Raw genomic sequence first — 26,068 nt, 5'->3', positions numbered from 1 at the left:
CATGAGCTCCACCGTTTACGACTCCCTGCTCTTCCGCGACATGTTCGGCACCGCCCGCATGCGCGCCATTTTCAGCGATGACGCCTACGTCAGCCGCATCATCGACACCGAAACTGCCCTCGCCCGCGCCGAAGCCCACGTTGGACTCATCCCGGCCGACGCCGCAGCCCGCATCACCGAAACTGCCAACTTCGCCGGACTCGACCAGGAACGCCTCCGCCACGAAACCGAAATCGTCGGCTACCCCATCCTGCCCATCGTCCAGCAACTCTCCGAACAGTGCGGTGACGACGGCCGCTACATCCACTGGGGTGCGACCACCCAGGACATCATGGACACCGCCACCATGCTCCAGTGCAAGGAAGGCATCACCCTCCTCACCGAACAGCTCAACGGTGTCCGGACCGCGTTGGCCAGGCTCGCAGAAACCCACGTGAATACTCTCGCCGCCGGCCGCACCCACCTGCAGCACGCCCTGCCCGTGACCTTCGGCTACCGCTGCGCCGTCTGGCTTTCCTCCCTTGACCGGCAGGCCGACCGGCTGGCCCAAGCGGCGGAACGCGACCTCATGGTCCAGTTCGGCGGAGCCGCCGGCACCCTCGCCTCCCTAGGCGAAGGACCAGAAGGCCTCGAAACCCGAGCTGCCTTGGCCGCGGAACTCGGTCTGACCGACCCAGACATCACCTGGCACGTCGCCCGCGACGGCCTCGCAGAACTGGTTTCCCTGCTGGCCAACATCGGCGGTTCCCTGGGCAAGATCGCCCTGGACGTCATGCTGATGTGCTCCTCCGAATACGGTGAAACAGCCGAACCGTTCGTCATAGGCCGCGGCGCGAGCTCCACCATGCCGCAAAAACGCAACCCGATCTCCTGCGAACTCATGCTCGCCGCAGCCAAAATGCTTCGCGACAAATCCTCCACCATGTTCGACGCCATGGTGCAGGACTTCGAACGCGCCACCGGCCCCTGGCACCTGGAATGGGCGACCATTCCCGAGTCCTTCCTGCTACTCTCGAGCTCCCTCGCGCAGGCTGAATTCATGCTCTCCGGCCTGGAAGTGAACGTAGAGCGGATGCGCGAAAACACCGCCATCACCGGCGGACTCATCGTCGCCGAAGCCGTCATGATGGCCGTCGCCCCGGTCCTGGGCCGCCAGGAAGCACACCACGTCATCTACGACGCGTGCAAAACCGCCATCGAAACCCACACCACACTCGAATCCGAACTCCTTGCACACCCCGAACTCGTCCAGCACCTCGGCGCAGAACGCATTGCCCAACTCTGCGACCCCGCCGGCTACCTCGGCAGCGCAGGCGCCATGACCAAACAAGTCATCTCCGCCCGCAGTCGATAACCGAGACAACTGGCCGGGCCAGCCCACCGTGTACGCAAGTGCACCGGTGGGCTTGGCCATTTAACGCGGTAACAGCATGCGCCGCCGCCCCTCCCCTGGCTTCTGTGACGTCTGACCGCGCTCCTATAAAAGACGAGAACGGGAGACGCGAGGCGTGGGTTAGTTTCATTCAGGAGCCCGCTAAAAGCATCCCCTACAGACAGCTTCGTCCGGCAGATATGATCCCGTCGCTAGACGAGCTCGTGATCAGAACCGGCCGTTATTGACCTGCTACGCTCCGCCCCAAAGCGGCTGGGAATCCGCGGTCCTGCTGGCCTCTCCCCCATTACTGCCACAAGCCCGTCCCACAAACGGTCGTCATTGACAACTCGACCCCAAATCGCACGGAGCGTATTCCCGGCCCGGGCTTCGGCGAAACGCATCGGCGAGTGGCTGGACTACGAAAGCTTCCTCCGCGGAGTATTGGATAGCCACGGTCAGCACCGTTGATCAGAACGCGGAACTGCAGCATGCAGCGTGGAAGGTCGCGGGCTGTCACAGGATCTTCGCCGACCGTGACGTGAGTGGCTCGAGGGCCAGGCGGCCAGCGCTGAACAAGATGCTCGATCACCTGAGGGACGGTGACGAGGATGTTGTAGGACGTCAACTGAACGATATTGTTTCCCGCTGCCACACCCAGACGGGCTGATCCATGGTCCGGATGGCAGGCCGGGCCTCCAGCCCGCGGTCAGCCTCCCCGCCCTCTCCCCTATCGCCATCCGAAATCCCGGCCGTCAGATAATAGCGCGGCTGTGTTAATTTTCTCCCTGCCATGGCTGCGGGCTCCAGTAGGGGCCTCGATTAAGATTGATTTCAAAGCCGTAGGCCGCTAGCCATGGTCCTCGTTTCCCTGCAGGTTCGGCAGTCCACCCCAGCACCAACAGCGCCTGATGCCATAAGGCTTGCCATAACTCCTGTTGGACGACCAGCCAAATGGCGCGCCGGATAAACGCTTAGGCCTATGGCAGCCCGATCCATACGAGGACGCGCCTATGGCCAAGCCTTGCGGCAAATGAGATGCCCAATAGCCGACCCGGCCTGAAGACAAGGGTGACGACCAGCATTACGACAGGGGTGGTCGCATACGCGTAACACCATTTGCCAGCCAATGGACGCTCCTACAGGGGTAAACGCATGGGATGAGGTGCGGCGACTAATAGAGCAACCAATGAAGCGCCAGGCCTGAGGACAAGAGGGAACATATACGTTAAGCCCAGCCATTTCTACGACATGGCGTACCGTGTTCAGCCATGCTCTACGGCCTGTTACCACTCTTACGCGTGTCAATACCGGCATTCTCAAGGGAGCCCACATAGCGTTGACAGCAGGACAACATGGCATCCGATCAAGTAGGAGAATCGTCGGCCGATGGCACGATCGCTGGAAATCCCCGTACCCCCCAAACCCCAAGCAACACGGGCCCTAGACCGTGTCATATCTCTGGCTAACGGCAAAGGCGGAGTCGGTAAGACGACAACTGCGGCAAACGTAGGTGGGTACGTGGCGCTGGCCGGCTCACGTGTGCTGCTGATCGACCTTGACCCCCAGGGTGATCTGGCCCGCGACCTCGGATACGAACGGCAGACAGGGAGGGAATTCTTTCAGGCCCTGATCGCCGGCACACCGCCGATGATCCTTCGCGACGTTCGCGAAAACCTTGACGTAATCCCGGGCGGCCAGGACCTTGAAGACATCCAGGGCCTTATGGTGTCCCGCTCCAGCCGCTCCGGCGCTGCCGACTTCGGCGACATGCTCTACGCCGTCTTGGCCCCGTTGGCAGACGAGTACGACTTGATCCTGATCGATACCCCGCCGGGGGAGCGGATCCTCGTAGAAGGTGCCTTCGCAATCTCCAGTGCAGTCGTCATTCCTACCCGGTCTGATGATGCGAGCATCGACGGTGTCGAGCGCATTGCACGCCGCTTCATGGCTGTACGTGACCGCAACCCGTCGCTGCAGCTGGCAGGTATCGTCCTATTCGGTGTCGGCCCGCGCTCCATGCGCCTCGAGCGCAGCGTTCGAGAGACCCTGGAAGAAATGCTCGGCACCGTCGCCCCAGTATTCGCAACCCGCATCAGGAACCTAGAGAGCGCAAGCGCCGACGCGCGCCGCAAGGGTCTGCTCTTCCACGAACTTGAAGGTGCCGTTACCGACGCCCAGAAAAACCGCCTGAAGGCGCTCCGAGCGGGGGAGAAGCCAGCGGACGGGTTCTTCTCGCGAAACGCCGGGGGACTTGCTGAAGAGTACGAACAATTAACCGGCGAGATCCTCGCCCGACTGAACGAAATCGAAAGTGGGAGCCAAGCATGAGCGGGCGACAGAGCCTTGCTGGCGCATTCGCACCTGCAGCGACTACCCGCGGTGCAGCACTACAAGGGTTGCTGGCTCCGAAGCGGGGGAGGGGCACCCCTGAACCGGAACCCCAAAGCGGAGAGTCGGTTGAGGTACCGACCGACGAACTTGTTCAACTGTCTCCAATTACATCACCCGACTCCGCTGACACGCAGGTGCCTGCTGAACAGCCTCAAGCAGATTTGCATCTCGCTGAGCAAGCACCCGCCACGGAAACGCTGCCTGAGGCGGCAGGAGAGCGGGCAAGGCCAAACACTCCCATGAAGGCCACTGATGCCCCCTCCCGACAGCAGCCTGCTGCCAAGAAAGCTGCTAACGCGACCAAAGCCTCCGAGCTGGTTCCCGGGGCGCTGCGCAACGTTGGAGTGTACCTGCCACCGGCGCTCCTGGCAGAGGTCAAGAACGCTGTCTACCAGGAGCGGACCACATATGCGGACTTGCTGATTGATGCCTTTGAAGCAGTCGACGACGAGGACATCGCTAAGCAGTTCACCCCCGAGACCATACTGACGAGCTCCGGCATGCCCCGCCGTGCACCGCGAAAACGCGGAGAGGCGGGCATCCAGATCCAGCTCCGACTCGACGGACTCCAGGTTGCCTGGCTGGATGAGAAGGTTACTGAGCTGGATGCACCGTCACGCAGCGCGCTGGTCTCGGCCGTCTTCCAGCTTTATATCCAAGCGAAATAAACCTTATCGGCGTAATGCTCGGATGACGGTTCCATATGGCTTCATTCCTACGGTACTTATGGTTGGTACTATGGCACTAGTTATGGCGCGAAAAACGTCCTCAGGAAATAATCAGCCCGGGGGAGGGCGGGCAGCGTCACAGCTAGATCTTTGCGCTGCCCCTCACCCAATTCTCCTGAAAGCCATATCAGACAATGACCACTCGTCGGGTGGCCCCTCGAACATCTCCCACGGATAGTCGTCTTCGGGGGAGAGGAGTTCGGCTACCGTGTTCACGTTCTTCGCCAGCCATTCCCGCCAAATGATCCGATCGTTGCGGTAACGCTGTATCTGTGCGGCGACAGCTTCCAGGACTCCGAAGTGTTCGGCGAGATGCTTCAGTGACGTGGCGGCGACGGTGGACCAGGCGCGAGCAGCACCGCGGGTGATGAGGTTCCAGGCTGCCAGGACGTCCAGGGCCTCATTGACCGCGGACCGGGACAGCCTGGTGACGCGCACGATCTCGGTGGTGGACATAGCGGGGGAGTGTTCCAGGGCCTCATAGACGAACGCGGCCGGCAGCCCCAGTTCCCGGAAGACCGGGCGAAGGGCGTGAATCTTTCCTTTCTGCCAGGATGCGTCTTCTGCTGCCGCCTTCAGCTCTTCGGGGACGGTCAACATGTACAGGTCGCCCTTAGTACCACGGCCTTCCTCCACCAACGTGACCAGGGGATCCTTCTCGGCACGCAGTTCCCGCAGATGCGTGGCCACCGTGGTGTGGTCCAGTCCGGTAGCGACGGCAATCGAACGGACGCCGAATTCGATAAAGCGCGATGCCGTCATGTGGGCTGCTTCCCCAAGAGACCTCAGGACCATCCGGCGTGCCATTCCTGTCCTGGATTCCTGGTAGCGCACCTCCCTGATTCGTAGAGCATTGCGCCATGTCCGGATGAACCGATGCTCTGCATCGGGATCTGAAATTGGGTTGGTGCCCAGTAGTGCTGGGGGCTGTGTATTCTGCTGGCTTGTGGGGGATCTACGGACATTGATATTTCCGTCGCTCGTGGCCGTGGTTTTAGTGAGGTATCTGACGGCGTTCTGCCAGTCCCGTCGCAGTGCCGACAGCCGGTGCCGGGCTGCATAACGTGCGTAGAAGGAGGCCAGTCCGGGCCAAGTTCCCTGGAGCATCCGGCGTTCAACATCGACCAAGTGCAGGCCAGCGACTGCGGCCGACACCAGGACTGCCTGGCGTGCCTCCGAGTCCGAAACGTACCGGTTCGTGTCGTACATTCCGGTCTGTGCCAGTACTTGCATGGAGCGGGACATCCGCCCCGCGGGGTGGTCGATAACGGGTGCCTCGGCCGTGGCGCTGAACGACTCCTCCTGTCGGAGTGCGCGGACAGCTTTTATCTCGGCGGCTAGATCCTTTGTCATGGCGGCCCAGATGCTGGGGCTGTTGGGGCGGCGGGCGACGTCGTAGGCCATGGAGAGGCTCATCGCCAGCTCTTGGTGGCCGCCGCGCTTGTGCGGTGACCCGGGGGTGCGCATGCAGCCATGGAGCACGTTCTGGTGCGGGGTCTTGTCCAGGCTCCGGTATCGCGTACCCAGCGCTTCGACAAGATCACGCGCTTCGGAGAAGGTAACCCTTTGTGCCAGCGGGATGTAGAGATGACGGCCGCCGTTGGGGGAGTAGTCCTCGATCCAGCGGGCCCCGTTCGAGTGCAGCCATGTCTGAACGGCTCGGACGTCGGCTTGGACCCGCTCCAGCCCCGCTATTGAGGAGTCAAAGTCCAAAAATATCGCGGCGCAGGTACCGTCTTTCCCGAAGATTCGCACCGCCGCCGGCAGCGAGGGGAGGGCTTCAGATAGGTTCCGTTCGTGTTTTTGCGGATAGGTTTTGCCCCCATCACGCGACAACCGAACGCGCGGCTGGCCTGCCAGAAATGGTGAGAGCGCTGCCCAAACGGAGGCGGGATCATCTCGCTGCTCGGACACGCCAGTAGTCGGGCATGCTGGCAGCACGGAGACGTGCTGATGTACGATGTGAGTAATCCTTTCGGGGATTGAGGTACGAAAAAGGACCGATCCTGCCAGATCGGTTTCATAGCAACACAAAGGATGGCCTTGCTAGGCCCTCCACGACTTACAATCTGATCCGCCGGCAAGCAATCCAGAGGGTAAGTCTCAAGCTTCGAAGGCCCGCCTAGTGCGGGCCTTCTTTTGTTCTATGAGGCCATGCGGATGGGCAGCTCCTGCTGGTAGTCGTCCTGGTCAAGTGCGGCAAGGTCCTCTTTGAGCCTCGGCTCTACGACGGAGAGGAGGTATTCGGTGACGGTGAGGCCTTTATGGGCGGCCACCTTCGCGATACCGTCAGCAGTGGGTTCCGGTGAGCGAAAACCAATGAACTTACGCAGGCCTTTGCTGGGGCGGCCGCCGCCTCGATTTACTGCTACTGCTGTCATGTGCTGCTTCCTTTGATTTTGTATCCGCCCGGAGCGGTTACAGCTTCATCGTTGCCTTGCTGCGCCGTCCCGACTGACTGCAGTCGTTGCGACTGCTCTGAAGCTATCACCGAGCGATTCGCACCTCTGGGATTGTTTTCAGAAAACGGCGGCGTGTCGTGTTTGTGACGTCTCACCTCTGCAGTCAATCCTTTGAGTTCTTCCTTGCGGCTAACTATGCCTCATCTTAGACATGTCTAACGAAATGTTTAAAGCTAAGGTACGAAGGGGCGACAATGGAGGTATGGAAAAGTTTGATCGACCACCCCTTGCCCATGCGTCTGCGACCTACAGGCGTGCGGTCATGTTCGATCTCGCCGAAGAATTTGAAGTGGGCTTTTTTCTCTCGTACTACCGAAACTTCTCAATCCCGCACATTGCTCAAGCACTTGCTCTAACCGGGGAAGTCCACGCCAGGCCTTCCAAGCGCTCTATGGACACGGCGATAGTCATGTACGAGCTAATCGAAGATGGGTTTGATGGAGCACGAGGACAGGCGATGGTGGATCTACTCAATAGAGTCCACAAGGGAGTCAAAGGGACAAACGAAGACTTCCTGTACGTTCTCACGACTCTGTTGGTCGTTCCAATAAGGTTCTGCGACGCACATGGAAGACGACGAACGACTGCCGATGAGCGCCAGGCGGCAACAGATTTCTACGCGGAGCTAGCCCGTCGCATGCGCATCGATCATGCATTCACGTCCTACGAGTCGGCAGAGCGGTTCCTCGACGACTATGAAGAGCAATTCTCCGCGCCGAGCGATGCCGGCGCGGAGCTCATGTCCTCCACCATGAGTCTGTTCAGCGACCGTCTACCGGGCCCCCTTGCTCCGCTAGCGGCGCCCGTCCTGTCCGTACTATTCGATGACAGCCGACTGAGCCATTCGTTGGGTCTCTCAGTACCCAATCACGTGATGAGGACGGTAGTCAGACTCGGTCTCCGAGCCCGGGCCGCCCAGCTTCGCCGCCGCCCTCCTCGAGCGCAATCTCGGTTTAATCCTGGTAAGGCGGGCAGTGGCGTGTACCCGGATGGCTACTCCCTGGATGAACTAGGACCGCGCAGCCGTGCCAACTAAGAGCCCAGACTTCCGTCGCGCCAAACGAGCTGCGAAGCATCGACTCCAGCAGCTGTCGCTGCCGCAAGAGCTGTCACTGGAAACGCTCCAATCGGTGGTGGAACGAGAGCGGAACATCAGCATCACACTAAGGGCGGCTCATCCCCAGGATGACCCCCTTGTAACTGGAAGTGTCCTTTTCACCGACAGTCACGCAGTGATTACTCATCCTCGAAATGCAAGTCCTCATCGAAAGAACAAGATCCTTTGCCACGAGTTCGCACACCTCCTGTTCGCACACGAACAAGCGGGTCCAGCGGAACAAGTGTCTGAAGATTTCGGGAGGATGCTCGAACTGCTGGACCCGGAGATGGTGAAGGCTCAGCTGTTGCGACGCCGCTGCTTCGATAGTCCGGATGAACTGGAAGCAGAAGTTTTGGCTGACCTGTTATCAGTCCGTCTTACCTGGTCTTCAGCTTTGAGAGCAGCTACTCCCGATTCTTTTGGCCGAGTCTTCGGATGAATGACTGGATCCCCGCAGCCATACTTTGGGGTCTTGCCCTTATTCGGCTTCCGACCATTCGAAGTAGTGCGGCACTTCCTGCCTTCCTCGGAGCAGTCTTTGCCTCAGTCGCTTTTACACTCTACGTCCCCGTTGTCTATATCGCAGCAGACCAAGTGCTCGGCGGTGGGAACGCCGTGGCGCTCGTTCTGTCTGAACTTGTAGTTGCCGCCCTGTGGCAGGTCCAGAGGTCTCTTCAGGTGGCTACCTCCCCCTCCGCAGTCGTCTGCGGTAAGGCATGGCGTAGGTGGTGGGCAATTTGCTCACTGGTGATGTTTCTGACGTTTCCTTGGTGGAATGCTCCGCTCTCCACAAGATGGGTCGTGAGTGTGTACGGTGCACAGCCGGCACTTCTTGCGTTCCAAACGTTCGCTGTAGCCTTCATCATTACGGTGAGCGTCAGCGCGCTCAGGATTTGTTTGCCCCGTCTGAAGCAGATGAGAGGTCTCTTTCGTTCTGGATTCCGAATGGTACTTGCAGGCTTTGGTCTTGCTTTCGCACTTGTGGGACTGCGCTTGGTTGGGAACTTTCTCCAGCCGGGGTCAGAGCTAAAGGCTCAGATCGAATGGATCTATGAAACAGCCCAGCAAGTGATTGTCATTCTGGTTTCGTTAGGTCTCTCCTTGCCTCGCCTTGCTGCGGTGGCACAGCGACTAATCGTCACTGTTAAAGCGGCCAAGATGCTCCGCCGGATCCGCCCCATCTGGTGGGACGTCGCATCTTCAGAGATGGATTTGGTGATTGATTCCCGACTCTATTCAAGAGTTGAATTCTTGACTGTCAAGAGCGTGGCACGTTTGCAGCGGCGCGTATCAGAAATCCGCGATAGCGAGATCCGTGCCCAGACGCGCGGGTACGTAATGGATACTCGAAATGCAGAGATCGTTAGAGAAGTTGAGACACTTTTGTACGACTACGCCGAAGGCGCCATGAATAGCAAGAAAGCAGCGATGCGGTGATATCCAGGAACAGCCCCTATGCTGAGCAGCGTCGGGCCGAGCTTGCGCGGCGTCTGCGAGTACTCTTGGACGTTGTTGTTGCTGAGGGTGGCCGTCCCTACGAATTCGCAGACATTCAATCAGCCTTGGCGGCCAGGGGAGTGAAGCTGTCTCGTGCGCGGTGGTACTACATGCGTGACGGCGACGGTCCGTTGGTTACAGACGCAGTGCTGCTTGAGGCGTTGGCAGAGTTCTTTGGTGTCCCTGCGGCATATCTCACCGATCCGGGATCAGAAATGCCGGCACGCGTGGAAGCTCAATTGGAGCTTCTTAGAGTCATGCGGAAGAACCAGGTGAAATCCTTCGCTCTCCGAGCCCTCGGTGAGGTTTACGACGCAGAGAGCGTAAGGTCTCTCGCCAGGCTCATAGACACCGCATTAGACGACGAGAAGTAGCTAGCCTCCATAAAAGCCGCGGGTTTCTGCCCGTGCTACTGTTAGACATGTCTATAGACATGTCTAATCTGATTCTGATGGCACCTGATATCGATGACCTGATCCCGTCCGACTTGAACAAAAGGCATGCGGGAAACCAGAGCGTCAAAGCTGATGAAGACGCCAGACGAAACCACCGCAATGCGGCATGAGTAGGGGGTCGAAGCCGTGAAGAACAAAGGGTTGTCTATAAGCCTTACGGCCGTTGTCCCCAGCATCTTATTTGGGTCCGTCCTGTCCATTCCATTGTTGCTTCAACCGGTCAACCCCCCGGCCAGCAATTGCGACCCTAGTGTCTCTGTCACGGTCGATGCCGATAAAAAGGTCGAGGGGTACTCCGAGGAGCAGTTGAAGAACGCCGCGGCGATCATGGGTGCCGGCAAGGCGCTGAACCTTCCCCTGAAGGGCCAGATGATCAGCGTCATGGTTGCTTTGGGGGAGTCAGGGCTGCGTGTCCTGGACCGTGGCGACGCCTCCGGGTCGGATTCCCGTGGGTTGTTCCAGCAGCGCGGGAACGGCGCGTGGGGCTCGTACTCGGACCGTATGGACCCGACCATCAGTGCCGCGAATTTCATCAAGGCGCTGCAGACGGTGCCGGGCTGGGAGCTGCTTGAGCCCACCATCGCCGGCAACAAGGTCCAGCGCAATGCCGACCCTTATCACTACCAGAAGCACTGGCCCGAGGCCGTGAAAATCGTCCAGGCACTCTCTACCGGCAAGTTCTCGCTGGAAGGCAGCGGCTGCGCCATTCCAGGGCAGGCCGGCGCCGGAGATGACTACCCGTGGAAGAACTCACCCACCTGGATGCAGGCCGGACCCGGAGCCGCGGCGGCCTCGCCGCTTGGCATGTTCTACCGCGAATGCGTGGATTTTGCCCTGTGGCGGGTGAATCAGCAGATGGGGTCCACCATCGCACCGTTCAAGTTCCTCAACGGCACCTTCCGCCCGGACGGACAGGGCCTCGGTTCCGCTCTGACCTGGAAGGCCGGCTGGGACGCCAAGGGCTGGGCCACCGGCAGGACGCCCAGAGTGGGCGCGGTGGTTTGGTACGCGCCCGGCGCCGGGGGAGCGGACCCGACCTATGGGCACGTCGCCGTGGTCAAGGAAGTCAAGGACAACGGAACCTACGTCGAAGAGGGCTACAACGGCAACCCTCCACCGGATGACCACAACTACTACACCCGCACCGTGAGCAACACGGTCCCGTCAGCCTTCCTGTACCTGCCCATCCAAGAGGAGAAGAAGTGAAAAAATCCCTGGTACTGACCGCGCTGGTGCTCCTGTGCACGGCCTGCGCACCGGCAGCGAGCACCACACCGGTCCCGGCGACCAGCACGGCCTCAGCACCGGTCTCCCTGAGCGCGGGCAGCGGCCCGCAGACCCCCAACGGCACCGTGCCGGCGACCATCGGCATCAGCTGGGACCAGCCCAGCAAAGACGCGGCCGTAGACACCGCCCAGAAGGCTATGGCCGACTTCGCCCGCCCGGGCCTGGAGGACAAGCAGTGGGCCAACGACCTCGCCCGCTGGCTCACACCACAGGCCACCGCCGACTACTCCGCCGTGGACCCCGCGAACGTCCCCGCCACCAGGGTCACCGGACCCGCGACCCTGACAGTCGATGAGGCCAACGGCTACGGCATTCTTGCAGCCGTTCCGACCGATGCCGGGACTTACAGCCTGCAGCTGCTCCGCACCGGCCCGGGGGCCCCGTGGAAGGTCAACCGACTCACTCCGCCCACCTCTTAAGCGCCCGCACGTCACCGAACCCGTCAACGTAAAGGAATCAGGTTTCATGAGCACCACACCAACAGAGGTCCTGGCCTTCCCGAACACCAAGGCCATCATCAGCGACAACGGCACCGCCGAGGTCGTCGTCGCAGGGAACTCCCGCGTCGTCCCGGCAGGGGAGACGCTGCAGGAACTGCGAGACAACGCCCTGGCACTTGTCGTGGCCGAAGCCAGGACGTTGCAGCGTCCCGTCCGGGTCCGTATCGAGGATCCCGAGGGCCACGGCGAGCTGATCGTCCACCCGGGCGGCAACGTCGAATCCGTCTCCTACGAGCCCCGGTCCGCCCGCCGCCGAACTGCCGCAGCGTCCAGTACTCCGGCTGCGGCGGCCGTCGACGCCACCTACACCACTCCAGCGGCAACGCCTGCCGTGAAGCCTGAACCCGCCCAGCCAACCGTGGAACGCCAGCCTTGGCCACCCCTTGCGGCGGAGACCGCCTTGGTTGAGGACGTTGCTCCGACCTCCGGGGCACCCGAGCAGGCTGCTGCAGCTGACGCTCCGGCCACCCGACGTAGTTTGAAGGAGACCTCCTTCCTGGTCAGCGCCCCGGTGCTGGAGCGCGCCACGCAGGGCTGGCGCGGAACCTTGACCCGGCTGGGCTTTCGAATGGACCCCTCAGCAGAGGAACTGGCCGAACGCGAGGACATCCGCACCGTCAGCCAGCACTGGCCCGGCCCACGGACCATCGCCGTGGTCAACCGCAAGGGCGGGGCCAACAAGACCCCCACGGTTGTGATGCTCTCGGCGATCCTCGCCCGCTACAGTGGCGCGGCAACAGTGGCGTGGGACAACAACGAATCCCAGGGCACCCTGGGATGGCGGACCGAGAAAGGCGCCCACGACCGCAGCGTCCTGGACCTGATCGATTCCTCCAGGGAGCTGCTGTCCCCGTCCACGAACGCGGCCGAAATCGCCAAATTCGTCCACCACCAGACCGCCGACAAGTTCGACGTTTTGCGCTCGGACGAAAATGAAGAAGGCGACCACGAAGTCACTGCCGAGGAAGTGGACATCGCCCACCAGGTCCTCACCCGGTACTACCGACTGGTCATCATGGACTCCGGCAACACCGCCCGCGCGGCCAACTGGCGTCGGATGATCGACCACACCAACCAGCTCGTCGTCCCGGTCACCGCCATCGAGGACCGTGCAGAAGCAGCCCGGCTGACGCTGCAGACCCTCGAATCCCGTGGTGACCACGACGCCGAGCTGGCACGCAACGCCGTCGTGATCGTCTCCGAGTCGTCAGACGCCAAGCGCAGCATGACCGGGGATGCCCTTAAGCGCGCCAAGGCCGAGGCTCAGCGGATCGCGGACGGCTTCGAGCCGTTCGTGCGCGCCGTCGTCCGCATCCCGTACGACCCCGCCCTGGTGAACGGGCCTATCCGCTATGAAGCGCTCCAGCCTGCAACCCAGCGGGCCTGGCTCGCGGCGGCGGCCGCCGTCGCCAAAGGCTTCTAGAACGATGCCCACGGAACTTGAGAGTTGAGAGGAGGAATCATGCAGCAGACCCTGAACCCCTGGGTCACCCGCCCCACGGCGGATGAACCGGCAGAGGAAACACTGGACGCGGCTGTTCCGCCCGCGGCGGTCATCAGCACCCCGCTGCGGGGCATGATCGAGCCAGACGCGGCAGACCGGCTGGCGTCCCGCAACATGGCCGGCACAGCAAGGCTCTGGGTTGTTGGTACCCATGGGGGAGCGGGTGAAAGCCGGATCGCTGACCTTATCGAGTCTGCCCGTTCGACGGATCATTGCTGGCCTGTTCACACCAGCGGCGGCAAGCCGCGGGTGCTGCTGGTCTGCCGGGCAGACATGCGCGGCCTGACAACTGCTAGGAACGCGCTCACCCAGTGGGCGTCAGGCGCAGCCCCGCAGATCAACCTCCTCGGCCTCGCCGTCCTGGCAGACGCCCCAGGAAAGACACCCAGAGCACTCCGGGACTTCGCCGCCCTCGTAGGCGGCGGGGCACCGAGGCTCTGGACCTTGCCCTGGGTGGACGCTTGGCGGCACACCGACACCACCGCGCTGCCAGCCATCCGCGAATACCAGCGCTTCATTACCGACGTGGCCGCCCTAGCTACGGCAACCAACCACTGAAAGGTCTCACCATGAACACGTTCACCCCACTCTCCACCAGCGTCATTCCTAACCCCACCCCCGTCGTCCCCGAGCAGGCCGGCGGCCTGCTGACCATCCTCAACTGGGCCTCCGGCATCGGCCTGGTCCTCGGCGTCCTGGGCGTCATCATCGTCGGCATCGGCATGGTCATCCAGCTCCAGCGCGGTGAAGGCGCACAGGCCATCGGCAAGCTCGGCTGGGTCCTCATGGGCTGCATCATCATCACCGGCGCCGCAGGCATCGTCCGCGCCTTCGTCTAAGCCACCACCATCTACGGGAGGTTCCGTATGAGCCAGTCAACAGAGAGCACCACCGAAAGCGATCCGTTCACCAGACCCGGCTTCATCATCGCGGCCGCGCTGGTGGTCGCACTGGTTGCGGCAGGGATCGTCATCTTCCTGCTCCCCAAAGGACAGAGCAACGCGGAGCCTGCACCGGCTACAAGCAGCACAGCCACCGCCAGACCCAGCGCTTCGAGCGACGGAGGAAAGAGCATCTGCGGGCTGCCGTCTTCCTCAGAGACCTCACTGGGTACGGCGCCCACCTCAAAATGGGAGTTGGTGGGCAAAATGGCGACCCCCGCAGATCCTGAAGTTGGTCCGGGCAAAACCGATACGAGCGGCTTCCGCTCATGCTTCGCACATTCACCCACGGGGTCCCTCTACGCGGCTATGAACGTCGCTGCCCTTGGATCCTCGGGGAATCCCGACATTCTCAAGCAGGTAGCGGACAAGCTTCTCGTCCCGGGATCCGGTAGAGACGCCGCGTTGAAGGAGACGGCCAGCGGCACCTCATCCAGTGGCAGCAGCACAACGATTCAGGTGAAGGGCTTCCTGCTCAAGTCCTACACGCCGTCGGAAGCCTCCGTCGACCTCGCCTTCGCCACGGAAACTGGAGCCTTGGGCCGCACAACTTTCTCCATGCGCTGGATGGACGGAGATTGGAAGGTCAAACCCTCCGACGACGGAGCCACCTTCGGCCATATCTCCCAGGTCAGGGACCTGAGCGGCTTCATCCTCTGGTCGGGAATCTGACATGGCTGAATGCAGCTGGGGAGACCTGGGTTGTGGCTTTGGCAACGCACTCGAAGACATAGCCAACGATGCAATCGGGAACTTAGCGAAGTCCATCATGGAGGGAATGAGCCAGATGGTGACGACTCTGTCTACCTTCTGGGTGTCCATGCCGACTGTGAATCTCACCAGCGAGGATGGGGCAACGGCCAGTCCGGTGGTATCCGCTGTAAACAGCGAGTTAATGCCTTGGACGTTGGCCCTGGCAGTCCTCGCCGTGATCCTTGGAGGCATTCGAATGATCTGGGAGCAGCGCGGGGCGCCCCTGAAAGATCTGCTTCGTTCGCTGCTCACCCTTACTTTGGTATCGGCCATAGGCCTTGGCACCATCTCGATTCTGGTCATTGCCGCCGATGCCTTCGCCAGCGCCATCATCACAAGATCCACGGACGGCAAAGGGTTCGCCGCCGCATTCCAGAAAATCGCGGCTATCCACACAAGTGATGCGGTCTTCATCCTCATCATCCTTGGCTTGATCGGATTGATTGCATCCCTGGTCCAGATCGTTCTTATGGTCGTCCGCAGCGGCATGCTGGTGATCCTGGCCGGAATCCTACCTACGACTGCCGCATTCACGAATACGGAGATGGGCAGGCAGTGGTTCCAGAAGGCAGTTGGCTGGACCATCGCCTTCATCCTCTATAAGCCGGCTGCCGCCATCGTGTATTCGGTCGCATTCCTGTTGATGAGCAAGACCAGCGGGAAGGATGCCCTGATCGGCTCCATCACGGGGTTCACGTTGATGATCGTCGCCCTGTTCGCCCTTCCAGCCCTGATGCGGTTCGTCACGCCAATGGTGGGAGCCGTTGCCGCTGGCAGTGGGGCAGCAGCAGGAGCCGCCGTAGGTGCCCTTGCCACCGGGGCTGTGTCAATGGGCCGAGTTGGCAGTGGACGGGGCAATGCCGCACCCACACCAGCAAGCAGCAGCACAACCAGCACGAACGCAGGGAACTCTCCCAAGGGCAGTTCCGGATCTTCAGGCCCCCGCGGCGGGGGAGGGCAGCCAACGCCTGGCTCTTCGGGCCCGGGCGGCGCCGCTGGCACCGCAGGCAAAGCGGGAGCGGCAGCACCGGCCGGGGGTGCTGGGGCCGCGACCGGAGCGGCAGCTACGGGCCCGGCTGGCATGGCCGTAGCCACAGGCGTACAGGTGGCATCCAGGACATCAGAGGCAATCAAGACGACCGCGCAGGATTCAACCGGGGAGGGCCCCAGTGGCAGCAGTTAACACCGAATACAAGGAACCGTCCTACGGCAACTGGCGCGTTCCGCGCTCAGCCGGACTGGGCAATCTCGGTGCTATCGGCACCGGCATCGTCATGGTCGGCCTGCTCCTGGGCATTGTCAGCTTCGCGATTTGGGGCCTGTTCGTCGGCCTGGGGGTCCTTGGCGTTGCCGGCGCTTGCGCCTTATTGCTGACAGTGAAGGACAAACACGGCCAGTCCGTCGTGGACCGTGTGGGTATTCGCGTAGCGTTCAAGGTCTCGAAGTCGTCTGGGACCAATCTGTACCGATCGGGGCCGCTGGGCGTGACTGAATGGGGCATGTACCAGCTCCCCGGGCTGGCAGCGAAGTCCACCCTATATGAGTTCACCGACTCCTACAAGCGCCCTTTCGCCATGCTGCACGTACCGGCCACCAGCCACTTCACCGTGATCTTCTCCACCGAACCGGACGGGGCCTCCCTCGTGGACCCGGAGCAGGTCGATGCTTGGGTGGCAAACTGGGGCGGCTGGCTCGCCAGTCTGGCCGACGAGGCCGGCCTGGACGCCGCAGCCGTTACCGTCGAGACCGCTCCGGACTCGGGGTACCGGCTGCGGAACGAAGTCATGATGAACATCGACCCGAACGCCCCGCAGTTCGCCAGGGACATGCTCCACGAGGTCGTCGAGACCTACCCGGAAGGATCGGCCACGGTCCGCGCCTGGGTATCCCTGACCTTCAACGCATCGCTGCGTGCAGGGTCGAAAAAGCGCACCCCTGAAGACGTCGCCCGTGACCTGGCCTCCCGGATCCCCGGCCTGTCGGCCCGGCTCCAGTCCACCGGTGCCGGGATCGCCCGTCCCATGTCGGCGCAGGAACTCTGCGAGGTCGTCCGGATTGCCTACGACCCGCCTGCCGCGCTGATCATTGACGAGGCCCACGCCGCCGGCACCCCGGTATCGCTGACCTGGGACGAGGTCGGCCCCACCGCGACGCAGGCCAGCTGGGACGACTACCGTCACGACTCCGCGTTCTCGGCCTCCTGGACCATGTCCGGCGCCCCGCGCGGGTCGGTGAACTCCTCCGTCCTGTCCCGGCTGCTGGCACCGCACGGGGACATCGACCGCAAACGCGTCTCCCTGCTCTACCGCCCAATGGATTCCGCCCGCGCCGCAGCGGTAGTCGAGCGGGACCAGAACAACGCCAACGTCCGCATCACCTCCGGTACCCGCCCTTCCGCCCGTGCTCTGGTCGATGCTCGCTCCGCCGTGCAAACCGCGCAGGAAGAAGCCCAAGGCGCCGGACTGGTGAACTTCGGCATGGTCGTCACTGCCACCGTCACGGACAAGGAACGGCTGCCCGGCGCCGTAGCAGCCATTGAACAAACCTCGGGCACCGCCCGGGTCCTGCTGCGCCGCGCTTACGGCTCCCAGGACACTGCCTTCGCCGCCTCCTTGCCCTTGGGGCTGGTCCTGCCCAAGCACAGCTTGGTGCCCTCCGAGATTAAGGACGCGCTGTAATGGCACGCACGAGGCTTTTGACAGCAAAGAAGTCAAAGACGGTAAAGACAGCAAAAGCAACGGACGACACCCCGAAGCGTCCTGCACGGGAAGCCGGTCCGGGATCAAGGGGTTGGACCGGGCGGGGCGGCGGTATGGCCCAACTCCTGCCCTCCGTGCGGGAGTACCGGGGAACAACCGTTCAGGTCTGCGGTCTGTGGCCGTTCTCATCCGGCGCATCGTCTCCCATGATTGGGGTACCGCTGGGCCGCCACGAGGAAACCCAGGCCACAGTCTGTTGCGACCCGATCAGCTGGTTCCAGCGCGCACGCCTGCTTTCCAACCCCTCGGCGTTCATCCTCGGCAAGCCTGGCCTCGGGAAATCCACGGTAGTGCGGCGGATGTTCATCGGCCTCTCCGCACAAGGCGTGCACCCCCTGATTCTGGGCGACCTCAAAGGCGAACACGTCAAAGCCGTGAAAGCCCTGGGCGGCCAGGTCATCAAGCTCGGCCGCGGCGTCGGCTATATGAACATCCTCGACCCCGGCCAGGCCGTGGAAGCGGCCCAGCTGCTCGAAGACAGCGGCCACCACGAGGACGCTGCCAGGGTCCGCGCCGACGCTCACGGCCGGCGCCTGACCATGGTCGTATCCCTAATCACCATCAGCCGGAACAACCCTCCCACGGACCAGGAACAAACGATCCTTGATCGGGCGCTGCGCGTCCTCGATGAACGCTTTGACGGCGTCCCGGTTCTGAAGGACCTGCTCGACGTGATCGTCTCCGCGCCGAACGAGCTACGTCAGGTCGCACTGGACCGCGGCGACATGAACGTCTACCTGCAGGAGACCCGGGCGCTGGAAGCAACCCTGCTCGGTCTGACCGGCGGCGGGAAGCTCGGCGAAATCTTCTCCCGGCAAACCACCAACCCGATGAAGCGTGACCGGGCCGTGGTCTTCGATGTCTCCAGCATCGATGAGACCGAAACCGATCTGCAGGCCGCCGTGCTGTTGGCTTGCTGGTCCTACGGCTTCGGCACCGTGAATGTCGCCAACGCCCTCGCCGACGCAGGGCTGGAGCCGCGCAGGAACTACTTCGTGGTGCTGGATGAGCTGTGGCGGGCCCTGCGTGCCGGCAAGGGCATGGTTGACCGGGTGGATGCCCTGACCCGGCTCAACCGCTCCGTCGGCGTCGGGCAGATCATGATCTCCCACACCATGTCCGACCTGCTGGCACTGCCGGCCGAGGAGGACCGGATGAAAGCCCGTGGCTTCGTCGAGCGCTCCGGTATGGTCATCTGCGGCGGGCTGCCCGCTTCCGAGATGCCGCTGCTGACCTCCGCGATACCGCTGTCCCGGCAGGAACAGCAAAAGCTCATCTCTTGGCAGGACCCGCCAGCGTGGGACTCCCGTGGTGAAGACGTCGAGCCGCCAGGGCGTGGGAAGTTCCTTATCAAGGTCGGCGGGCGCCCCGGAATCCCGGTGCAGGTCAGCCTGACCTCCGTTGAGCATGGCCCTGACGGGGTCAACGACACCGACGGGAAATGGCACGGATCCCCGGAACTGATCATGGATCCAGCCGCACCCATCGTGCCAACTGAAGGAGGTTCATTGTGAGCGCGCCGAACCGCAAAGGGATGGGCCTCGGTGACGCCCTCCTCGTGTGGCTGGCCATCGGCTTTATCGTCGTCTTTGGCGGCGGCACATATGCGTCCGCACACATTGGCTCGTGGATGGCCGGCATCGACGCGCCGCCGGCACATCCCGTTGACCTGATCGCTGGGCTTATCAAGGGCAAGGTGCCGTGGCCGGCCCAGGCCACCATCGTTGTTTGCGTCCTGGCGGGGCTGGTCCTGGCCCTTGCCGTCGTCGTACTGGCTGCTTGGCGGCAGGGTGCGTCCAAGCGTGCACGCGTGGACAAGGCCGCCCGCTACCTTGGCCGGGGAAAGTCGTTGGCCGCGTTCTCCGAGAAGGGAGCGCAGGCCAAGGCCGAACGGCTGGGGATCAAGGACAACCCCGGCATTGTCGTGGGCAAGGTGGTCTCCACCGGTCAGAAATTCGTTCAGTCCTGGGAAGACCTCAGCCTCGACATCTGGGGACCGCGGACCGGTAAATCGACCTCCCGAGTGATGCCCGCGATCCTGGACGCTCCCGGCGCTGTCGTCTCAACCTCCAACAAGCGCGACGTCGTGGACGGCACCCGTGGCGTCCGCGAGGCCACAGCCCCAGTGTGGGTCTTCGATCCGCAGAAGATCGCCCAGGAAGAACCGGACTGGTGGTGGAACCCCCTCTTCTACGTCACCGACGAAGAGAAGGCGTACAAGCTCACCCAGCACTTCGCGGTCGGTTCCCGGGTTCCCGGGTCGAAGCCGGATGCCTACTTCGACCCCAAAGCCGAAGACATTCTTTCCTCCTACTTCCTCGCTGCAGCCCTGGGCGATCTGCCGATCACGCAGGTGTATCTGTGGGTGACCGAGCAGGTCAGCCAGGAACCCATCGAAATCCTCCGGGAGCATGACTACGAGCTGCAGTACAAGGGTCTGGAGTCCACGCTGAAGCTGGCCGACAAGCAGCGTGACGGCATCTTCGGCACCGCCGAGAAGATGATTCAGTGCCTCAAGAGCCGCAACACCCTTCGCTGGGTCGCCCCAAGCGGTGGCGCGGGCGTGAGAGGAGATGCCCGTCGCCAATTCGATCCGCACGCATTTGCGGCGTCCCAGGAGACGATCTACATCCTCTCCAAGGAAGGGGCAGGCTCAGCCGCCCCACTGACCACGGCACTGACCGTGGCGATCGCTGAGGCTATGGAGGAACGGGCGGAGCGTAGCGGTGGCCGCCTTCCCAGGCCGGCGCTGTTCGCCTTGGACGAGCTGGCGAACGTAGTTCGCTGGGCCGGACTGCCCGATCAGTTCAGCCACTACGGCTCTAAAGGACTGATTGTTATGGGCATCCTGCAGTCGTGGTCCCAGGGCGTCGAGCTCTGGGGTGAGGCGAACATGCGGAAGATTTGGTCGGCCGCGAACGTCAAGGTCTATGGCGGCGGCGTTGCGGAAGAAGGCTTCCTCCGTGCACTCTCGGACCTGATCGGCGACTACAGCTACATCAACGTCTCCGTCTCATCAGGGAAATCTGGGTCCAGCCGTTCCCGCCAGGAGAGCAAGGAGCGCATCTTCGATGTCTCTAACCTTGCTGAACTCGATCGCGGCCGGGCCGTCGTCCTCGCCTCCGGTGCGCCCGCCACGCTGGTCCGCACCATGCCCTGGTACACAGGCCCCCACAAGGAAGCCGTAGAAGCATCCATCAAAAAGTACAGCCCGCAGCAGGAGGAGGAGCCGGTACCGGTTGCAGCGGCGGCCGCAAATCCATGGGTGACCCGGGTAGGGGAGTAGGGCATGACCATAGACATCGGACGCTTCAGTGAAGCTCCCAGTTCGGACACACAGGGAGCTGGCGCTGATGATGGCGAGCAGCAGAAGCCCCCGGAGCTGGTCTACGGCTCAGCCGAAGAATTCCTGCACGAGCAGCTGTTGCCTACGTACGTCCGTGACGTGGACGGCCGGGCAGCGAAGTGGTGCACCGAGTGGTATTTCCACCCCGAAGCTGTCTGCCGTGTAGAGGCGCTCTGGCGGGCCTGGGAACACCTCAGGCTCGACGGGGCCACCGGCATGAGCGTCTGGTTCAAAGACCACGCAGACCACCACATGAGCATCCTCCTGGACCCGCGCGGACCGTTCTACAAATGCGACATGCAAAAGCACCGGGACCCCGAACACCTCGAACCAAAGAAGGCCCCGGCCGGCTGGTTTCCGGACGTGCGGACTATTCCCTCCTAGAAACAGGAAGCTGCGGGATGAGGTCAGTCCAATAAAATAAGTCAGGGCTGGAATCTGTTATAGATCCCAGCCCCGACTTTCCTTCGTTTCGGCCCTAGTGAGCGGCTTCGTACTTCTCCACGACTTCCGCTTGAATACGACCACGAGTATTTACCTGGATGCCGTTCTCAACTGCCCACATCCGTACCGCTTTTGCATCCGGCCCGCCCTGCGAGGACTTCGTGCGGGCCGCCGCCGAGCGACCACGGCCGCTAGATACCCTGCGTCCAGCCTCAGTAAAACGACTGAGGGCCCCGCGCAGTTCATTTGCGTGCCCCTCGTTCAGATCAATCACGTATTCACTGCCGTCGAGGGCGAAAGATATCGTTTCGCTAGCTTCCGAGCCATCAATGTCATCTTCCAGAACCACGACCGTCTTTTTTGCCATAAAACGATTTTAACAGCCTGCTGAACGAAAGGATGTGCCAGTCGCAGGTGATTAATAGAACCGCTGAGGAGACCAAGAAGGACGAGGCTAACTTTCGAAACAGCTGGGCAATAAGAAGTGCGCAGCGAAAGGCGCTGACGAAGCGAGCAGTCCACAGTTGGGGTCAACCCGGGTTATCCACGGCTGAAACCGGGAGCTATCGGGAAGGCTCCCTCAGCAGCAGTAGCGGTGGATAACCCATCAGGGTTCTCCCCGGCTGTGGGCAGCGGAACCAGCTGTGCCGGCGCCTCCAAAACTTGCGCAACAGCTTGTTGCGCAAGTTGAAATGGACTCACAAGGAGTTGGCTTTCGACCGCGCGTCCATGAGCTTGTACACCAAGTCTGACTTTCGTTGCTCGAGAGAAGCAATCTTCGACCTCGCGTTGGACTGCCGTTCCTGTTGATTTCGCACAATGGTCATCCAGTTCGGATTATTCATGGACGGGGACCTTGCTGATAGGGCTCGCGAGTATGAATCTTGGGCACGGTAAAGCGCCGCCTCTGTGTTCCTCAACTGCTCTTCCAAGCGAGAGACCCGTTCCCACGCGCGTTGCCTGCGCTCGGCAGCGCGTTGTTCCCCGTCTCGTTTCGCCGCTTCAAATAGGCGGTCTTTTGCTGACTTAAAGTCATTCCAAAGACGCTCCTGATCGGATTTTTCACATGGTCCGACAGCCCGCCACTGGTCCGTCAAGGAGCGAGCTTCATCCTTCGCTGCCCGATAGTCTGACGATGAGGAAAGGGAAGACATCCGGCCCACTAGGCGTTCTTTTGCGCTTCTGTTTGCTGCCCACTCCGCTTTGCGCTTGTTGAACTCCTGGTCCTTGCGTTCACGAAGACGCGTGCGCGCAGCGTTGAATCGTCCCCACAGCCGCTCATTATCAGACTTTTCGCACGGGCCTATGCGCTTCCACTCATCGCCGAGGGACTTCATCCGATCGGAAGCCGCTCGGAGATCCGAACTGGACGCGAGAGACTCAGCCTGCGAAACCAGGCGTTCCTTCGCGCTCTTATTCGCTGCCCACTCCGCTTTGCGCTTGTTGAACTCTTGGTCCTTGCGTTCACGAAGACGCGTGCGCGCAGCATTGAATCGTCCCCACAGCCGCTCATTATCAGACTTTTCGCACGGGCCTATGCGCTTCCACTCATCGCCGAGGGACTTCATCCGATCGGAAGCCGCTCGGAGATCCGAACTGGACGCGAGAGACTCAGCCTGCGAAACCAGGCGTTCCTTCGCGCTCTTATTCGCCGCCCAGTCGGCTTTCATTTGGTCAATTCGCTGCTTGTTTGCGGCAAAGATTTCATCCATGGCAGACCGGAATGCATGATAGTTGGCCGGAGAGGCCTTGCCTGCAGATTTCCATTCACGATCGAGTTCTCGAGCCGCGGATATAGTCCTAGCGTCCGGCGTCCCAGAACGCGCAAGGCTTTGGGCCCTGCTGACCAAATCAGCATGTCTCGCTTCGTCCCGTGGTGTCGGCCGATTTCGCTCGTCGTCTCGAATGTTGGGTAGCAAGCTGCGTGAGAGACGCATGTCATGGAGTCGAAAGTCACCGGTAGCTAAGTCCCAGACATGAACGTGGTCGTTACCTGGCTGGACATCTGCCAGGTGTCCCCTTGCAACAAGCGCGTCCTGTCCGTCAGTGGCAATTTTGATCGTTACCTGTTCGCCGTTAAACGTCCTGTGCAGGACCCGGGCGCCAGTCCACTTACTGCCAGCGCTCATTGTTCCCCTCTTCAATGTCGATAATCTACAGACGGAATGCACTGGGGCATTTCGGTTGAGACAAATCTTAGGGTTTGCGTGAGTGATTTCCGGGTTTTCTTCGGCTAGCGGCGAGGGTTTGGCAGGCCAAAAGTTCCTTAGCTTGACGCAAGGTCCAAAAGCTCGGACCAAAGCATGTTTATTGGTGAAGCCAGAGCGCAGCGTGGAGCGTCAGATCAGGTTCTATGACCCACGCGTCGTGATGTCAGGATCGGAGTGTAAGCAACCATCTCTGACGCACGTTTGGGGAGTACCTGACGTCAAATTAGGGTGTACTTCATCTGGAAGATCGCTAGTTAAAGTAGGGATTACCAGGCTTGTCGTTCACGCGTGGTTCCAAAGGGAACGCCGGGGTGGAGCTCCAAAGTGAAGTCCACTGCGGAGTGTCGGGTAGCCATAATCCCGTGGATTCCGCCTTGCCGTTCTGCGAGTCTGCGGAGGAGATCCGCACCTTCTTCTAGCTGCCTGTCCATGTCAGCTCTGCTGAGGACTGTTATTGTCAGCGAGTTGTTCTTTAGTGCTGAGTTGGGGTTCAGGTTCGTGCTTATGGCTGCGCCCATGTCTCTCCTTATGCGGGTCGCGTCGTGGTGGTATGGTTTGGCAACTCGGCAGCCGCGCCGAGTATTTGAAGTCGGGCCAGGAAGGTCTCGGGTCATCTGGCGGCATCGAGCGCGAAACCCGGCTCTGGTTGGCCCCAGCTGGAGGCGATACTCGGCCGCGCACTAATTCCCAAAGTCGGGAGTCAACGAATGGACACGCTACCCGCGTGGGCTTCTAATTCAAGGAGTCCCAAAAGGTAGCTTCCATAGCCGCTCTTGACCAGACCTTCGGCCCTCGCTCGAAGTTCATCGTGGGAGATATAGCCGGCCCGCCAGGCAGCCTCCTCCGGCGAACCTACTTTGAGGCCCTGCCGGCTTTCCAGGGTTCGAACGAAGTTGCTTGCTTCGATGAGGCCATCAAACGTTCCAGTATCCAGCCAGGCCGTGCCTCGAGGCAGGATCTCTACTTGAAGCTTCCCTTTTTCGAGATAGGCCTGGTTGATGTCACTGATTTCAAGTTCTCCGCGGGCGGAGGGCCGAAGCTGTTTCGCCATCTCGATGACGTCATTGTCGTAGAAGTAGAGGCCAGGGACGGCGTAATGGCTTCGCGGATGTTCCGGCTTTTCCTGGAAGGACAAAGCACGACCTTCTCTGTCGAATTCCACGACGCCGAAGGCCTTTGGGTCATTGACCCAGTAGCCGAAAACGGCTCCGCCGTCGATGTCCGCGTGCCGTTGCAGTTGGGTGCCCAGTCCTGCGCCATAAAAGATGTTGTCGCCAAGTACAAGGGCAACGGTCTCGTTGCCGATGTGGCCGGCGCCGAGGATGAATGCTTGGGCCAGGCCATCAGGGGACGGTTGCTGGACGTAGGTGAGATTCACACCAAACTGTGAACCGTCGCCGAGCAGGTGTTGGAATTGCTCTGCGTCATGAGGCGTGGTGATGATCAGGATGTCGCGGATTCCGGCCAGGATCAGCGTGGACAGCGGGTAGTAGATCATCGGCTTGTCGTAGACGGGCACGAGCTGTTTGCTGATTCCGAGGGTGATTGGGTGAAGCCGGGATCCGGTTCCACCGGCCAGGATTATTCCGCGCATGTGCTTTAGTCTACCCGAACATCGAAAAAATTATCGTTAATCTTGGTTGGTTGGGTACCGCCGCTTAATGTTCCTGGCTGCCGAGCGAAGGTGTTCCCGGAAGGCCTTTTCGGCAAGTTCGGCGTCCCCGGTCTCCAGCGCGTCCACGAGTGAACCATGGGTTTCGATGACAGTGCTGAGATCGTCGGGGTTCGCTCTTTCCAGCAGGAGTCGTACGCCGCGGAATCGTTTGACGATCATGGTCCAGACTTCGAGGGTCAGGCTGCTTCCGGCCTCAACACATACGGATTGATGGAACGCGACGTCAGCGTCGATGACGGCGACGGGGTCTCCGGCGCGCACTGCCCGCTGGAGGTCTCGGAATGCCCGTTTGATGCCTTGTAGCTTGGTGGGAGAGTGGGTCAGGATCCTGCGTACGGCGAAGGCTTCCAGTTCCTCGCGCAGCAGGTAGATGTCCTCGATTTCTTCCCATGTGGGTTCTTTCACGACAGTCCCGGCGTACGGCACCGTGACCGCGACGCCTTCTTCAGTGAGGCGGCGCAGGGCTTCACGGACGGGGGCTTGGGACGTGCCGAAGCGTTCGGCCAGGTGCGCAACGAGTAGCTTTGAACCGGGGGCGAGCTCACCATTTGCGATTTCGTTTTGCAACCGCGTGTACACCCTGTCCTGCAGCGTAGACCGCGGTCCCACTGTTTCAGCCATCGTTCCGTCCATTTCCTTCGT

General features: G+C 61.5%; 24 protein-coding genes. 18 read left to right on the top strand and 6 right to left on the bottom strand.

The genetic code is table 11. The features are described from left to right. Position 1: 1 nt before the first annotated feature. The 4 genes from K4G53_RS19310 (at position 2) to K4G53_RS21395 (ending at position 4,434) form a co-directional block, all read left to right on the top strand. Positions 2 to 1,354 (top strand): adenylosuccinate lyase family protein, encoded by a 1,353-nt coding sequence (locus tag K4G53_RS19310; RefSeq protein WP_221387302.1) that lies wholly within the window; start codon positions 2 to 4, stop codon positions 1,352 to 1,354. A 466-nt stretch (positions 1,355 to 1,820) separates the two neighbouring features. Then, on the top strand, positions 1,821 to 2,042 hold the full coding sequence (locus K4G53_RS21585) for a recombinase family protein (RefSeq protein ID WP_221387323.1): 222 nt from the start codon (positions 1,821 to 1,823) through the stop codon (positions 2,040 to 2,042). A gap of 719 nt (positions 2,043 to 2,761) precedes the next feature. Beyond that, positions 2,762 to 3,703 (top strand): ParA family protein, encoded by a 942-nt coding sequence (locus K4G53_RS19300; protein ID WP_221387301.1) that lies wholly within the window; start codon positions 2,762 to 2,764, stop codon positions 3,701 to 3,703. 302 nt (positions 3,704 to 4,005) lie between these two features. Beyond that, the gene (locus K4G53_RS21395) at positions 4,006 to 4,434 is read left to right on the top strand and encodes a hypothetical protein (RefSeq protein ID WP_260323863.1); all 429 of its coding nucleotides are present in this window, start codon (positions 4,006 to 4,008) and stop codon (positions 4,432 to 4,434) included. Positions 4,435 to 4,596: 162 nt separating this feature from the next. Here the strand turns inward: K4G53_RS21395 and K4G53_RS19290 are convergent, their stop codons facing one another. Beyond that, the gene (locus K4G53_RS19290; RefSeq protein ID WP_308287931.1) at positions 4,597 to 6,435 is read right to left on the bottom strand and encodes a helix-turn-helix domain-containing protein; all 1,839 of its coding nucleotides are present in this window, start codon (positions 6,433 to 6,435) and stop codon (positions 4,597 to 4,599) included. A gap of 203 nt (positions 6,436 to 6,638) precedes the next feature. Continuing rightward, positions 6,639 to 6,875, bottom strand: a complete 237-nt coding sequence (locus K4G53_RS19285; RefSeq protein ID WP_221387298.1) for a hypothetical protein — start codon at positions 6,873 to 6,875, stop codon at positions 6,639 to 6,641. Positions 6,876 to 7,158: 283 nt separating this feature from the next. On the opposite strand from K4G53_RS19285, the gene K4G53_RS19280 reads away from it, so the two are divergent. The 14 genes from K4G53_RS19280 to K4G53_RS19215 all read left to right on the top strand — a co-directional run bounded on the left by K4G53_RS19280 (position 7,159) and on the right by K4G53_RS19215 (position 21,481). Continuing rightward, positions 7,159 to 7,992 (top strand): oxygenase MpaB family protein, encoded by an 834-nt coding sequence (locus tag K4G53_RS19280; protein ID WP_221387297.1) that lies wholly within the window; start codon positions 7,159 to 7,161, stop codon positions 7,990 to 7,992. A 498-nt stretch (positions 7,993 to 8,490) separates the two neighbouring features. Continuing rightward, positions 8,491 to 9,492: a hypothetical protein gene (locus K4G53_RS19275; protein ID WP_221387296.1), complete on the top strand. Its 1,002-nt coding sequence runs from the start codon at positions 8,491 to 8,493 to the stop codon at positions 9,490 to 9,492. Beyond that, the gene (locus K4G53_RS19270) at positions 9,489 to 9,926 is read left to right on the top strand and encodes a hypothetical protein (RefSeq protein ID WP_308287930.1); all 438 of its coding nucleotides are present in this window, start codon (positions 9,489 to 9,491) and stop codon (positions 9,924 to 9,926) included. The genes K4G53_RS19275 and K4G53_RS19270 overlap by 4 nt, the downstream gene beginning before the upstream one ends. A gap of 222 nt (positions 9,927 to 10,148) precedes the next feature. Continuing rightward, on the top strand, positions 10,149 to 11,213 hold the full coding sequence (locus K4G53_RS19265) for a CHAP domain-containing protein (protein WP_260323862.1): 1,065 nt from the start codon (positions 10,149 to 10,151) through the stop codon (positions 11,211 to 11,213). After that, complete coding sequence (locus K4G53_RS19260; RefSeq protein WP_221387294.1) at positions 11,210 to 11,713, top strand: hypothetical protein; 504 nt, start codon at positions 11,210 to 11,212, stop codon at positions 11,711 to 11,713. Before K4G53_RS19265 ends, K4G53_RS19260 begins: the two co-directional genes overlap by 4 nt. Before the next feature lie 46 nt (positions 11,714 to 11,759). Further along, positions 11,760 to 13,217, top strand: coding sequence for a chromosome partitioning protein ParA (locus K4G53_RS19255; RefSeq protein ID WP_221387293.1), 1,458 nt, complete (start codon positions 11,760 to 11,762; stop codon positions 13,215 to 13,217). A gap of 39 nt (positions 13,218 to 13,256) precedes the next feature. After that, the gene (locus tag K4G53_RS19250) at positions 13,257 to 13,856 is read left to right on the top strand and encodes a DUF6668 family protein (protein ID WP_221387292.1); all 600 of its coding nucleotides are present in this window, start codon (positions 13,257 to 13,259) and stop codon (positions 13,854 to 13,856) included. 11 nt (positions 13,857 to 13,867) lie between these two features. After that, positions 13,868 to 14,137: a hypothetical protein gene (locus K4G53_RS19245; RefSeq protein ID WP_221387291.1), complete on the top strand. Its 270-nt coding sequence runs from the start codon at positions 13,868 to 13,870 to the stop codon at positions 14,135 to 14,137. A gap of 27 nt (positions 14,138 to 14,164) precedes the next feature. After that, positions 14,165 to 14,911 carry a hypothetical protein gene (locus tag K4G53_RS19240; RefSeq protein ID WP_221387290.1) on the top strand — a complete coding sequence of 249 codons (747 nt, stop codon included), beginning with the start codon at positions 14,165 to 14,167 and terminating at the stop codon, positions 14,909 to 14,911. Positions 14,912 to 15,134: 223 nt separating this feature from the next. Continuing rightward, on the top strand, positions 15,135 to 16,175 hold the full coding sequence (locus K4G53_RS19235; RefSeq protein WP_260323861.1) for a hypothetical protein: 1,041 nt from the start codon (positions 15,135 to 15,137) through the stop codon (positions 16,173 to 16,175). Continuing rightward, entirely contained in the window at positions 16,162 to 17,670 is a 1,509-nt protein-coding gene (locus K4G53_RS19230; RefSeq protein ID WP_221387289.1) for an SCO6880 family protein, read from the top strand. The genes K4G53_RS19235 and K4G53_RS19230 overlap by 14 nt, the downstream gene beginning before the upstream one ends. Continuing rightward, a complete protein-coding gene (locus K4G53_RS19225) occupies positions 17,670 to 19,265 on the top strand; it encodes a helicase HerA domain-containing protein (protein ID WP_260323860.1) in 1,596 nt (531 codons plus the stop codon). The genes K4G53_RS19230 and K4G53_RS19225 overlap by 1 nt, the downstream gene beginning before the upstream one ends. Continuing rightward, positions 19,262 to 21,037 (top strand): type IV secretory system conjugative DNA transfer family protein, encoded by a 1,776-nt coding sequence (locus K4G53_RS19220; protein ID WP_221387287.1) that lies wholly within the window; start codon positions 19,262 to 19,264, stop codon positions 21,035 to 21,037. The genes K4G53_RS19225 and K4G53_RS19220 overlap by 4 nt, the downstream gene beginning before the upstream one ends. Positions 21,038 to 21,040: 3 nt before the next feature. Next, positions 21,041 to 21,481 carry a DUF4913 domain-containing protein gene (locus tag K4G53_RS19215; RefSeq protein ID WP_221387286.1) on the top strand — a complete coding sequence of 147 codons (441 nt, stop codon included), beginning with the start codon at positions 21,041 to 21,043 and terminating at the stop codon, positions 21,479 to 21,481. 94 nt (positions 21,482 to 21,575) lie between these two features. Here the strand turns inward: K4G53_RS19215 and K4G53_RS19210 are convergent, their stop codons facing one another. From K4G53_RS19210 to K4G53_RS19195, 4 genes are all read right to left on the bottom strand, one after another. Then, the gene (locus K4G53_RS19210; RefSeq protein WP_221387285.1) at positions 21,576 to 21,908 is read right to left on the bottom strand and encodes an Lsr2 family protein; all 333 of its coding nucleotides are present in this window, start codon (positions 21,906 to 21,908) and stop codon (positions 21,576 to 21,578) included. A 331-nt stretch (positions 21,909 to 22,239) separates the two neighbouring features. Then, positions 22,240 to 23,478, bottom strand: a complete 1,239-nt coding sequence (locus tag K4G53_RS19205; RefSeq protein WP_260323870.1) for a DUF349 domain-containing protein — start codon at positions 23,476 to 23,478, stop codon at positions 22,240 to 22,242. Between the two features lie 973 nt (positions 23,479 to 24,451). Next, complete coding sequence (rfbA, locus tag K4G53_RS19200; RefSeq protein ID WP_221387283.1) at positions 24,452 to 25,345, bottom strand: glucose-1-phosphate thymidylyltransferase RfbA; 894 nt, start codon at positions 25,343 to 25,345, stop codon at positions 24,452 to 24,454. A 36-nt stretch (positions 25,346 to 25,381) separates the two neighbouring features. Continuing rightward, positions 25,382 to 26,047: a GntR family transcriptional regulator gene (locus K4G53_RS19195; RefSeq protein ID WP_221387282.1), complete on the bottom strand. Its 666-nt coding sequence runs from the start codon at positions 26,045 to 26,047 to the stop codon at positions 25,382 to 25,384. Positions 26,048 to 26,068: the final 21 nt, after the last annotated feature.

This window comes from Arthrobacter sp. MAHUQ-56, assembly GCF_019710585.1.
Lineage (GTDB): Bacteria > Actinomycetota > Actinomycetes > Actinomycetales > Micrococcaceae > Arthrobacter.
Note: the sequence above shows the minus strand (reverse complement) of the source record. Positions and strands in the feature narration are given on the sequence as shown.